The sequence below is a fragment of the Marinitoga sp. 38H-ov genome (genome assembly GCF_011057715.1).
GTDB lineage: Bacteria > Thermotogota > Thermotogae > Petrotogales > Petrotogaceae > Marinitoga.
Map to the genome: position 1 here is coordinate 1 of NZ_LNGH01000026.1, position 12367 is coordinate 12367.

The window sequence follows — 12367 nt, forward strand, 5'->3', positions numbered from 1 at the left end:
AAAAACAAAAATAAGAGTATTAATAGAAAGAAAAGAAATAGAAAATTTAATAGATGAAAACTTAGTATATGGAGATTTAGATAAAAGTACAGAAGAAAGTATATGGACATTATTTTTATTTACAGGATACTTAACCTGGACAAAACATACAGGAGAAGAAGGAGAACCGAGATATAGTCTTAAAATAACAAACAAAGAAACATTACAATACTTCAAAAAAACAGTGGTGGATATAATAAAAGAAACGAAAATAGAACTAGAAAGTATAATACAAGATATAATAATAGGGAAATACAAAGAATTTGGAATAAAATTCAAAAAAATAGTAAAAGAAACATTGAGTTATTATGATGTAAGCGGAGAAGAACCAGAAAGATTTTATCATGGATTAATACTAGGAATGATAGTAGGACTAAGTAAAAAATACATAGTAAAAAGCAATAGAGAAAGAGGATATGGAAGAGCAGATGTAATATTAATACCAAAAGAAAAAACAGAACCGGGAATAATATTTGAATTCAAAAAGTATAGTATAGACTTTGATAAAGATTTAAAAGACAGTGCAGAAAAAGGAATAAAACAAATAGAAGAAAAAGGATATGAAGAAGAAATAAAAAGTTATGGGATAGAGAAAATAATAAAAGTTGCAATTGCTTTTGATAAGAAAGATGTTGAAGTAATAGTGAAATAAATAAATATGTAGAAAGATATGAAAAATTTTTCAAAATTCTTTTTCATATGGCATCAGACTTAATTAAAGTGGATGAAAGAATTAGAATGAACGAAAAAGGCCTGGATTTATCCAAAATGGTATTTGAAAAAATCTTAGAAGTGAGGGAAAATATTAATGGACATGAAAGATAGGGTAGAAGAATATATATCTAATTTAATAGACAAAAAGTTTGATGAAAAAAAATCAGATAAAGAATGGGACCTTTATTTTATGAAAATAGCCTTTCTTGTTAGCGAAAGATCATCTTGTACTCACAGAAAAGTAGGAGCAGTTATAGTAAAGGATAAAAGAATTTTAGCAACTGGATATAATCAGCCACCATCTGGATTTCCACATTGTGATGAAATAGGATGTATAAGGGATGATTTAAACATAAAAAGTGGTGAGTATCAAGAAATATGTTATGGCCTGCATGCTGAACAAAATGCGTTAATGCAAGCAGCAAAATTTGGAATATCAACAGAAAATGCATCAATATATGTAACGCATCAACCATGTTCAATATGTGCAAGATTAATAATTAATGCAGGAATAAAAAAAGTGATATATGCTGGTAATTATCCTGATTCATTAACTAAGTTATTTTTTAAACAAACTAATGTAGAATTTAGAAAATTAGATGAACTATAGATGAAATAAATTTGGAGGTGTATTATGCCCAATCAAAAATATTATGAATATGTTAGAAAGGACAGATTGCCTAGTGTTTGGTGTCCAGGTTGTGGTAATGGTATAGTGATGAAAACCTTTTTAGAAGCTGCAAGCAACTTGGGTCTTGATAAGAATAAAGTTGCTGTTGTTTCTGGTATTGGTTGTTCCTCAAGGGTAACAGGTTATTTAGATTTTAACACATTGCATACATTACATGGAAGAGCTATTGCTTTTGCAACTGGAGTAAAATTAGCAAGACCAGATTTAGAAGTGGTAGTTATGGGTGGAGATGGAGATATGTTAGCTATAGGTGGTAACCATTTTATCCATGCATGTAGAAGAAATATGGATATGACAGTAATATTATTTAATAATAATATATACGGTATGACAGGTGGTCAATATTCACCAACTACACCATATGATTCAATAGCTTCTACAGCGCCATATGGTAATTTAGAAAATAGTTTTGATCCTGTACAAATGGCAATATCTTCAGGAGCTACATATGTAGCTAGAAGTACTGTATATCATTATACACAAAGTGTAAAATATATAGAAAATGCATTGAAACATAAGGGAATGTCTGTTGTTGAAATAGTATCTAATTGTCATACATATTATGGAAGATATAATGGAATGAGTAAACCAGCACAATTTATGGATTTCTTCAAGAAAAATACAATAACATTATCAAAAGCAAAAACAATGTCTAATGAAGAATTAGAAGGAAAAATAGTTATTGGAGAATTCTATAATGATGAAAACAAAAAAACATATTTGGAATTATACGAAGAATTATCACAAAAATTAGGTGGTGTTAGATAATGAATGAACCTAAAAGTATTAGAATAAGTGGTATGGGTGGTCAAGGTAATATTTTAATGGGAATAATATTAGCAGAATCATTAGTTAAAGAAGGATACTGGGTAGTACAATCACAACATTATGGAGCGCAAGTTAGAGGTGGTTTGTCATTTTGTGATGTATTATATTCAGATGAAGTTATAGATTATCCTAAAGCTGAAGTTTTTGATATATTATATATTATGAATGATATAGCATTTTCACATTTAACAAAGGTAAAAAATAACGGTATTGTTTTCTATGATAGCTCATATATAAAAGATTTACCTCATATAGTTTCTAGAATTACAAAAAAGATTGTATCAATACCTGCATCTAAATTAGCATATGAATTAGGGAATGCTAATATAGCTAATATGATAGGACTTGGTGCAATTGCTAAAAATTGCAATATAGTAAAACTAGATACATTAATTGAAACAATGAAAGAAAAAGTAAATCCTAGATTCCACGAATTAGACGAAAAAGCATTAAGATTAGGTTATGAATATACTGAAAAAAAATATGAAGTAAACGGAAGAGGATAAAATGAGAAAATTCTCAAAAAGTTTATCCTATGCTATAAAAGGGCTTTTTGAAGTATTTAAGACACAAAGGAATTTTAAAATACAAACAGTATTTGCATTAATTGCATTAACATTATCTTTTATTTTAAATTTAGAGGAAAGTCAAATACTTTGGATTTCATTATCTATTACTATGGTGTTAATTCTTGAAACAATTAACACATTAGTTGAGAAAATAATGGACTTAATACATCCACAATATAATCCCATTGTAGGAGTAATAAAGGATTTGGGGGCTGCTGCGGTATTAATCGCAGCAACTTTTTCTATAGTAGTAGCAGTAGTTATATTTGGTGGGAAAATTTTTAATTGGCCTCCTAAATATGGTATAATAATAGGTATAGCCTTTATTATATTTATCATATTTGGAAGTGTTTATACTAAAGGAGGAGATAAATGTGACCGATAATGTTATTAAAGTATTGATTGTAGATGACTCTGGGTTTATGAGAATGGTTTTAAAAGATATAATTGAAAAACAACCTGACATGAAAATAGTAGGAATAGCCAAAACAGGACTTGAAGGTGTAGAAAAAGCAATTGAGTTAAAACCAAACGTCATAACAATGGATGTAGAAATGCCTGAATTAAATGGACTTGAAGCAGTAAAATTAATAATGAAAAAGTCCCCAACACCCATTATTATGGTTAGCAGTTTAACTTCTAAAGATTCTGAAATTACTCTTGAGGCATTAGAAAATGGAGCGGTTGATTTTATTCAAAAACCAGCAGGAAGTGTTTCATTTACATTTAGGTCTATTGCAGATGAATTATTAGAAAAAATTAGAAATGCTGCAAAAATTGATCCGAAAAATTTAATTAGAAAAGCATTACCAGTTAAAAAACCTAAAATAAGTGCTGCATTGAGAGGTCAAAAAATTGTATTAATTGCTTCATCTACAGGAGGGCCAAGATCATTAGATACAATAATACCTAATTTACCAAAAGGTATTAATGTTCCAGTGGTAGTTGTACAACATATGCCTCCAGGATTTACTAAATCATTAGCAAATAGATTAGATAAAATATCGGAGTTAACTGTAAAAGAGGCTGAAGATAATGAAGAATTAAAACCAGATACTGTATATATAGCTCCAGGAAGCTTCCATTTAGGTTTAAAAGCTAATGGAAATAAGGTATATACATATTTAGATTCTTCTGATAAGATCAATAATGTTAGACCAGCAGCAGATTTTACATTTGATAAAGCTGCGGAAATATATAAGTCTAATATTGTAGCTGCTGTATTAACAGGAATGGGAAAAGATGGGGCAAAAGGTGCATTTAAGATTAAACATTATGGAGGAAAAATAATAGCTGAATCTAAGGATACATGCGTTGTATATGGTATGCCAAAAGCAGTGGTTGAAGAAGGATATGCAGATTTTGTTTTACCAAATTATGAAATAGCTGAAAAAATAGTAGAATTATTATAGGAGGAAATGATGAAAACACGGATCTTATTTTTATTAGTAATAATAATATCTTTAAGTGTATTTTCTGTAAAAACATTCACTTACACCATTCAAAGTGGTGATTCATTGGAAAAAATAGCTAAAAACTTTAATTTACCATTATCTGTTATTATTGATTATAATCCGGAATATGCATACAAGAAATATATATATCCAGGAGAAAAATTAATTATACCAGAAAAGGCTGTATTTGAATATTATGTAAAATCTGGAGATAGTTTAAGTTATATTGCTAAAACATTTTTTTCTGATGCAAGCTTAATAGCAAAATATAATAATATATCTAATCCAAATTTATTATATATTGGACAAAAATTAGAAATACCGTATGAATATATAGGATTGAGTTTTAATAATACTGTTGATGTTTCATGGCCAGTTTGGGGTGAAATAACTTCATTATATGGTTGGCGATTACATCCAATATATAATGAAAAAAGATTTCATTCTGGTGTTGATATAGCTTTAAGTGAAGGATTACCAATATTAGCATCTGTATCAGGAAAAGTTGTAGAGGTAAAAAAAGATAGTGGATATGGTATATATATAAAGATAAAATCTGGAAATTATTATTATATATATGCACATATGTCTGAGGCATTAGCCGTTCCAGGGTTAATAGTTAAAAAAGGTGAAATAATTGGAAAGGTTGGATCTACTGGAATATCAACAGGTCCTCATGTTCATTTTGAAGTTAGAACATTAGCAGATAAATCTGTAGATCCTATGGGATTATTACCAGGTTATAAATATGCTCATGTGTCTATAGAAAAGAATTATATGGGTGGTAATTAATAATGAAAAAAATTTTAATAATCTTTTTATTTCTTCTATTATTAACATCATTATTTTCTAAAAATTTATATTTGCAATGGAAAAAAGTTGATAAAAATTATTACATTGAGAAAAACGATACTGTTTTTCTCAATGTTTCTTCTTTAGAAAAATTAGAATATAATATTATGGGTATGTCAGAAAATATGTTTATTATAAAATTTGATGATACATGGTCATCTGTGGTGTTTCCTAAATCAAAGATAGCTATTATTAATTCATCAGAAAGTATAATATTATCCTCAAATGATTTTATATATATTAACGGCACTTATTATGTAAATATAAAAACCTTAGCAACTCTTTCGAATTTAGAATATTTTGAAAATTCTAATGGATATTATTTAAATTATAAGCTTGCAAAATTAAAAAGTATAGATGGATTTTTAATGAATGATAAACTTAGAGTTATTATGGAATTTTCAAAACAACCTGAAAAATATGAAATTTATTCATTAACATCAGTACCAGGTTATTTAATAAAAGTATATGGTGTGGAGATACCTGATGTTTCATTTTCAAAGGATTTTAATAATAGGTTTTTAAGTAGAATAAAGGCAATGCAGCATTCTACAAAGGAAATATGGGTAACAATAATTTTAGGTGGAGAACCAAAAAAATATACAGAGATACTTGAAAATGGTAGGATTATAATAGATATAGAAATGAAAGAAGACTTTACTAAACCTGTTGTTGTTTTGGATCCAGGACATGGCGCATTTGATCCTGGTACATTAGGTTTTTTAGGTACAAAAGAAAAAGATGTATCTCTAAAAGTAGCTTTAAAAACAAAAGAACTATTAAAGAATAAAGATATAAATATATATTTAACTAGAGATACAGATAAATTTGTAGAGTTATACGACAGAGCAAAAATATCAAATGATTTACATGCTGATTTATTTATCAGTATTCATCTAAATTCATATTTAGAAAATAGAAATACTAGAGGTTCTGAAATATATTATTTTTCATTTTCAGATGATGCATATGCAAGAAAAATTGCGAGAAAAGAAAATATAGATAATGAGGATATTATAGAATCTAGAGTGATAGAAAAGAAAAATTCAATACCCGAAAGTAAAGAAATGGCAAGCATTTTACAAAAATATATAAAAGAAAATAAAATACCTTTTAGATCAATAAAGGCAGCTGAATTTGCCGTTTTAGCATATACAAAATGTCCTGCAGTATTATTTGAATTAGAATTTTTATCAAATCCTATTGTAGAGATGAATTTTAAAACAGGTTCATATATTGATTTATTTGCAAAAATAATAGCCAATTCTATTTTAGAGTATTTTGATATAAAGTAAATTTAACAATTTAGTAGCGAAAAATTTTCTTGATTTGTACCTAAACTTATGTTATAATATTTTTTGGAAGTTGTTCCGGCGTAGCTCAACGGTAGAGCGGGTGGCTGTTAACCACTAGGCTGGGGGTTCGAATCCCTCCGCCGGAGCCATAACCAGTCCAGCGGAAGCTGGACTTTTTTATTTTTATTTTTATTGAACTTTAATATATATATTTATAGTCTAATAATATGTATTAAAATAAAATTATATTTTTAAAATTAAATCAAAAATATATAAATATATGGTATAATTAATTATAATAAAAACACGGAGGTGTTAATATGAAGAAATTTGTATATTTATCTGTATTGTTAGTTTTAGTTTTTGTATTAAGTGGATGTTTATTAAATAATAAACCAGAAGAGGTGGATCCTAATAAGGAAATTGCTAAAAGCGTATATGATTTAAATCAACTACAACCATTAGCTAAAATTTATAATGATTTAGTTATTACTCAAAAAGAAAAAATAACAAAAACAATTAATGTTAGTGCAAAACCATTTGATACATTAATTGGTGATGCAACCCCAGCTATATTTTATAGCAATTACAAATCACAAACAGGACAAACATCAGACAAAATAAGTATTCCAGAAGATTTTGATCCAAATAATATAAATTGGGATAACTTATTAGAATGGTATAATGGTGATAATAACTATTGGGTAGGATTTTTAATGGAACCAGTAAATGATGTTTATCCAGATAATGATGATTTAGATGTAGCAGGTTATAAGATAGAGTTACATATTTATCCAAAAGTTCAAATGAATGTTAATTTGTATGAACGTGTAGAAAGGTATATGGTAAGAGAAGATGCTTGGTATGTAGTAGATTATTACGATAATAACGAAGTATATTATACTGATGGAGACAAGGTTATTAGTAAAGATGGAAAAATAAGAGAAGTAGAAACTGTAGTAGAATTTGCAAAAGATATTAATGAAGAAGGATATCCTCTATTTACAGTAAATGGAGAAGTTCCAGATGTATTAAGTAATTTAAGTTTATACTCATATGATTATGAACCATCAAAGGAAGGAACAGGAACATATTGGATTCACACAACATCAGAATTTGATCCTTCATATTTAAAAGGAAATTATAGTAAAAACAGTGAAAGATTCTATTCAGAAAAAGATAATATTGGTACTGAGTTAATAAAAATTATAACAAAATTACCTAAAGATGGTAGTGATAAGGATAAATATTATAAGCAAACAAAAACTGTTCAAAGAAACAAACAAGAAACAAATTATCAAGAGTTAAAAGAATTAGCAATTGAGAAATTAGTTGATAATAAAGGTAAAGAAAAAGGCGATGGAATAGGTTATGTAAATGAATATATAAGAGATGAAAAAGATGGAAGCGATTATCAAAAATTAGTATTTATACTATGGGAAGATAGTGAAAATATGTCATCTAATAATTATAATTATATGGAGACAGTAGAAGTAGAAGAAATTTCAACTGACACCTGGAATGGAACAAGAACAAGTTTTGATAAAGAAACAAATATTGAAGTTACTTGGAAAATAACAATAACAAAATCAAATGATGCACCATGGTATATATTAAGTTATAGTAATAAAACAGAAGTACAAAAATCCGCAAATGATGAAAAAGTATTGTTTACATTTGATGGAACAAATGTAAATGTTGAAAATGTAGAAATTAATGGTGGGGTATTTACTGGAATATATAATAGCGGAGCATTTGAAGGAACATATACAAAAGATGGTAAAGAATATACTGTAACAGTTGAAAAAACTCTTGTAACTTTAGATGGAAGTGAATATACATTCTAAAATAAAGTCCAGCTTCTGCTGGACTTTTTATTTTGGCTCTACATATAATGTTTTAAAATTATTATAATGTACCATTCCAGGTTTTGCACCTTTTGGTTTCCATACATGCTTTTTTTGTGTATAATCAACAGAAACCTTTGAAGAAAATCTTCCTTTAGAATACTTAGCAGCTAAATAAGCGGCATATAATAATACATCTTCAGGTACATCCTGCTTATTTGATTTAATAATAACATGTGCTCCTGGAATACCTTGAGCGTGCATCCATATATCTTCTCTATCAGCTTCTCTAGTGATTTTATCATTTTGAATATTATTTTTGCCTACTAATATTTTAAATCCATTATATTCAAATTCATATGGTTTTGATTCTTTTTTGATTTTCTTTTTTGATGTTTTTTCTGTGATTAGTTTTTCATTAATCATCTCTTCTTTTATTTCTTGCAGAGTTTCAATATCTTCAACTAAATCTATGCTTTGCCATAATTGATATAAATAATCAATCATATCTTTTGTTATACTTAATCTTTCTTTTAAATGTTCTTCTTTTGATTTGAGTTTATGCACTTTTTTAAATATAATTTGTAAATTTTCATTAGGCGTTTTAAGTGGATTTAAATATATTTTGACTTTTTCTCCACTTTCCCAATCATCGACAATAATATTGTCAGTTTTTTCTTTAAATTTATACAAATAAGCTTGTAATAATCTTCCGTGCTTTTCTAAAATAGGTATATCTTTTAATTCGTTTTCTTCCTTTTTTAACTTCTTATACAATTTTTCATACTTTTCAATTTCTCGTATAACTATTTTTTCTAATTTCTTTTTTAATTCAGTAAATCTAGAATTAATACTATGAATTTCAAAGAAATTTAATAATCCCCTAGAAGGGGAATTAAATTTAATATAATCATAATTAATAGGTCTAAAAGAAAGAATTTCTTTTTTGCCATTATAATCAAAAATATATACATTGTTATTATCTAAAAACTCTGATATAAAAGATAAATAGTCATATTTATCCAAATAATCAAAAAACAATATTTTACTAATTTTAGAAAATCCCATTAATTGTTGATTTAGAACATCAACATTATCATGGTCTAAAATATTTATATATTCAGTATTATAAAAAGGAAAATATTCAGCGCCTGGCATAATGCTTCTTTGTGAAGTGATTCCCTTTTTTAAAGCATCTAATATTTTATTCTTTTCATCGACTAAAAGAATATTAGAATTTCTCCCCATTAATTCAAAATATAATTTGTAATTTCTTAGTTCAAATGTCTCATCAATAACAGATAAATCTATATATCCAATTCTATCTAATCCTAATTGTTCTATCTTATTAATCTTTGCATTTTTAATTCTTTTTCTCAAAAACATGGAAAAATTTTGTGGTGTATCGGGCATATTTGGTTTTTCATCTAAAGAAATCAAATATGATGGATTTTTTAATACAAAAAGTAAAAATCCATTTTGTAATTGTAGTAATACTTCATCATTTACTGGTTGATATATATTTCTTATTTTTTGTCCTTCAAACTTTTTTGCTTCTCTAATTAATTTATTTAATAGTAATCCATCAATTGGCATAATATCCCCCGTTATTTTTCATCTTCATTAATTTTTAATATTGCTAAGAAAGCATTTTGAGGTATAGTAACACTACCAATTTGTCTCATTCTCTTTTTACCTTCTTTTTGTTTTTCAAGTAATTTCATTTTTCTTGTGATATCTCCACCATAACATTTTGCAAGAACATCTTTTCTATATGCTTTAATAGTTGATCTAGCTATAATTCTTCCATCACCTTTTGCTTGAATAGGAATTTCAAATTGATGTTTTGGAATTAAATCCTTTAATTTTTCTACCATTTTTTTAGAAACTTCAAATAATTTACTCCTATGAACAATGAATGACAATGCTTCTACAGGTTCTCTATTTACCAATATAGTTACTTTTAATAAATCGGATTTTCTGTAACCTATTAATTCATAATCCATAGAAGCATAACCTCTACTAATGGCCTTCATTCTATCGAAAAAGTCAAAGATTATTTCTCCTAATGGAACTTCAAAATGCATAACAACCCTATCTTTACCAGCATTAGAAACAGATTTAAATTCCCCTCTTTTTTCATTTTGAACTACACCCATTAAACCACCCATGAATTCTGTTGGGGTGATAATATCCAATTTTACATATGGCTCATATGCCTCTTCTAAAATATCTTGATCTGGAAATTGTGTAGGATCATGTATTTCTAATTCTTCCCCATTTTTCAGTTTCACCTTATACACAACATTAGGTGCTGTTAATATAATTGCTAAATCAAATTCTCTTTCAATTCTTTCTCTTACAACATCCATATGCAATAATCCCAAAAATCCACATCTAAAACCAAATCCTAATGCAGGTGAATGTTCAGGTGTAAAGGTTAAAGCAGCATCATTTAACTTTAGTTTTTCAAGTGCCTTTCTTAATTCTTCATAATAATCAGGAACCCCTGGATATATACCAGCATATACCATAGGTTTAACTTCTTTATATCCTGGTAATGGTCCATCAACAGGATCATTTGCACTAGTTACAGTATCACCAACACGAGCTAATTCAACATCTTTAATACCAGCAATAATATAACCAACCTCACCTGCAGATAATGAATCTGTAGGTTGCATTTCAGGATGGAATATACCAACTTCAACTACTTCATATGTTTCCTTATTTGACATAGTCATTATTTTATCTCCAGGTTTAACAGTTCCTCCAAATATTCTTGTGTATATAATTACTCCTCTGTACTTATCATATTTAGCATCAAAAATTAAAGCTTTAAGTTTATCTTCATTTGTGCCTTTTGAAGTTGGTGCTGGAATTCTTTTAATAATTGCTTCTAATAATTCGACAACACCTTCACCAGTTTTACCAGAAATTCTTAAAGCATCATCAGCAGGGATACCTACTAAATCTTCAATTTCAGCTAATGTTTCTTCTACATTAGCATTAGGTAAGTCAATCTTATTAACAGCGGGTATAATTTCTAAATCATTTTCTATAGCTAAATATGTATTAGCAACAGTTTGTGCTTCAACACCTTGAGATGCATCAACAAGTAATACAGCACCTTCACATGCTGCCAAACTTCTTGAAACTTCATATGTAAAGTCAACATGTCCAGGTGTATCTATTATATTTATTTCATATGTATTTCCATCTTTTGCGTTATATAATATTTTAACCGGTTGAGATTTAATGGTAATACCTCTTTCTTGTTCAATATCCATCATATCAAGATATTGATCATGCATTTTTCTTTTTTCAACACTTTTAGTTAGTTCCAAAATTCTATCAACAAGTGTAGTTTTACCATGGTCTATATGAGCAATAATACTTATATTTCTTATCAATTCTGGATTATACATTTTAGCACCTCCAAATTCTCTTTTTCTCTTATTATATCAAACTTTTCTTTAAAAAGTATGACAGAATTATAAGAAAAAGTATGATATAATTTAGTTGGAGGTGGAACTGATGAAAAAATTACCAATAGGGAGAAGCGATTTTAAAAGTATAATAGAAGATAATATGTATTATATAGATAAAAGCATGCTAATAAAAGAAATAATAGAAAGTGGAGATGTAATATTAATAACCAGACCCAGAAGATTTGGAAAGACATTAAATATGAGTATGATGAAATATTTTTTTAGAAATGATGAAGCAAACAAACATTTATTTAAAGGATTAAAGATATGGGAAGAAAAAGAGATAATAGAAAAATATTTAAATAAATATCCTGTAATATATCTGACATTTAAAGATTTAAAACAAAATAATTACGAAGATATGATACTATCAGTAAAGAAAAAAATAAGTGATTTATATTTAGATTATGTGTTTTTATGGGAAAGTAACAAATTAAATGAGTGGGAAAAAAATAACATGAAAACTATTTTTGAAAGAAATGGAGAAAATATATTATATGAAAATTCATTAATTGATTTATCAAAATACTTATATCATTATTACAACCAAAAAGTAATATTATTAATAGACGAATACGACACACCAA

13 protein-coding genes and 1 tRNA gene are annotated in these 12367 nt (G+C 27.3%); 12 read left to right on the forward strand and 2 right to left on the reverse strand.

Translation table 11 applies throughout. The annotated features are described in order from the left end of the window. From AS160_RS08175 to AS160_RS08220, 11 genes are all read left to right on the forward strand, one after another. Positions 1–691: PD-(D/E)XK nuclease domain-containing protein (locus AS160_RS08175; RefSeq protein WP_206528144.1), on the forward strand; the 691-nt coding region annotated here is incomplete at its 5' end. A 47-nt stretch (positions 692–738) separates the two neighbouring features. Beyond that, on the forward strand, positions 739–864 hold the full coding sequence (locus AS160_RS11525) for a hypothetical protein (RefSeq protein ID WP_277601300.1): 126 nt from the start codon (positions 739–741) through the stop codon (positions 862–864). Continuing rightward, positions 854–1363 carry a dCMP deaminase family protein gene (locus tag AS160_RS08180; protein ID WP_165147587.1) on the forward strand — a complete coding sequence of 170 codons (510 nt, stop codon included), beginning with the start codon at positions 854–856 and terminating at the stop codon, positions 1361–1363. Before AS160_RS11525 ends, AS160_RS08180 begins: the two co-directional genes overlap by 11 nt. 24 nt (positions 1364–1387) lie before the next feature. Further along, complete coding sequence (locus AS160_RS08185) at positions 1388–2212, forward strand: 2-oxoacid:ferredoxin oxidoreductase subunit beta (protein WP_165147558.1); 825 nt, start codon at positions 1388–1390, stop codon at positions 2210–2212. Then, on the forward strand, positions 2212–2778 hold the full coding sequence (locus AS160_RS08190) for a 2-oxoacid:acceptor oxidoreductase family protein (RefSeq protein WP_165147561.1): 567 nt from the start codon (positions 2212–2214) through the stop codon (positions 2776–2778). The genes AS160_RS08185 and AS160_RS08190 overlap by 1 nt, the downstream gene beginning before the upstream one ends. Position 2779: 1 nt before the next feature. Then, the gene (locus AS160_RS08195) at positions 2780–3226 is read left to right on the forward strand and encodes a diacylglycerol kinase family protein (protein ID WP_165147564.1); all 447 of its coding nucleotides are present in this window, start codon (positions 2780–2782) and stop codon (positions 3224–3226) included. Next, the gene (locus tag AS160_RS08200; RefSeq protein WP_165147567.1) at positions 3216–4253 is read left to right on the forward strand and encodes a chemotaxis response regulator protein-glutamate methylesterase; all 1038 of its coding nucleotides are present in this window, start codon (positions 3216–3218) and stop codon (positions 4251–4253) included. The genes AS160_RS08195 and AS160_RS08200 overlap by 11 nt, the downstream gene beginning before the upstream one ends. Positions 4254–4262: 9 nt before the next feature. Continuing rightward, positions 4263–5087, forward strand: coding sequence for a M23 family metallopeptidase (locus AS160_RS08205; RefSeq protein ID WP_165147570.1), 825 nt, complete (start codon positions 4263–4265; stop codon positions 5085–5087). A 2-nt stretch (positions 5088–5089) separates the two neighbouring features. Continuing rightward, positions 5090–6442, forward strand: a complete 1353-nt coding sequence (locus AS160_RS08210) for an N-acetylmuramoyl-L-alanine amidase (protein ID WP_165147573.1) — start codon at positions 5090–5092, stop codon at positions 6440–6442. Between the two features lie 74 nt (positions 6443–6516). Continuing rightward, a tRNA-Asn gene (locus tag AS160_RS08215) sits at positions 6517–6591 on the forward strand. A 171-nt stretch (positions 6592–6762) separates the two neighbouring features. Then, positions 6763–8289, forward strand: coding sequence for a hypothetical protein (locus tag AS160_RS08220; protein ID WP_165147575.1), 1527 nt, complete (start codon positions 6763–6765; stop codon positions 8287–8289). Between the two features lie 27 nt (positions 8290–8316). Here AS160_RS08220 and AS160_RS08225 read toward each other — a convergent pair whose 3' ends face one another. After that, on the reverse strand, positions 8317–9885 hold the full coding sequence (locus tag AS160_RS08225; RefSeq protein ID WP_165147578.1) for an NFACT family protein: 1569 nt from the start codon (positions 9883–9885) through the stop codon (positions 8317–8319). An 11-nt stretch (positions 9886–9896) separates the two neighbouring features. Then, complete coding sequence (gene lepA / locus AS160_RS08230) at positions 9897–11717, reverse strand: translation elongation factor 4 (RefSeq protein WP_165147581.1); 1821 nt, start codon at positions 11715–11717, stop codon at positions 9897–9899. A 109-nt stretch (positions 11718–11826) separates the two neighbouring features. Here lepA and AS160_RS08235 point away from each other — a divergent pair. Then, a partial coding sequence (locus tag AS160_RS08235) for an AAA family ATPase (RefSeq protein ID WP_165147584.1) occupies positions 11827–12367 on the forward strand: 541 nt, incomplete at its 3' end.

What these genes read in the sequence shown, in the direction of transcription:
- AS160_RS11525 (WP_277601300.1), top strand. Translation starts at nt 739, where the DNA reads ATGGCATCAGACTTAATTAAAGTGGATGAAAGAATTAGAATGAACGAA.
- AS160_RS08180 (WP_165147587.1), top strand. Translation starts at nt 854, where the DNA reads ATGAAAGATAGGGTAGAAGAATATATATCTAATTTAATAGACAAAAAG.
- AS160_RS08185 (WP_165147558.1), top strand. Translation starts at nt 1,388, where the DNA reads ATGCCCAATCAAAAATATTATGAATATGTTAGAAAGGACAGATTGCCT.
- AS160_RS08190 (WP_165147561.1), top strand. Translation starts at nt 2,212, where the DNA reads ATGAATGAACCTAAAAGTATTAGAATAAGTGGTATGGGTGGTCAAGGT.
- AS160_RS08195 (WP_165147564.1), top strand. Translation starts at nt 2,780, where the DNA reads ATGAGAAAATTCTCAAAAAGTTTATCCTATGCTATAAAAGGGCTTTTT.
- AS160_RS08205 (WP_165147570.1), top strand. Translation starts at nt 4,263, where the DNA reads ATGAAAACACGGATCTTATTTTTATTAGTAATAATAATATCTTTAAGT.
- AS160_RS08210 (WP_165147573.1), top strand. Translation starts at nt 5,090, where the DNA reads ATGAAAAAAATTTTAATAATCTTTTTATTTCTTCTATTATTAACATCA.
- AS160_RS08220 (WP_165147575.1), top strand. Translation starts at nt 6,763, where the DNA reads ATGAAGAAATTTGTATATTTATCTGTATTGTTAGTTTTAGTTTTTGTA.
- AS160_RS08225 (WP_165147578.1), bottom strand. Translation starts at nt 9,885, where the DNA reads ATGCCAATTGATGGATTACTATTAAATAAATTAATTAGAGAAGCAAAA.
- lepA (WP_165147581.1), bottom strand. Translation starts at nt 11,717, where the DNA reads ATGTATAATCCAGAATTGATAAGAAATATAAGTATTATTGCTCATATA.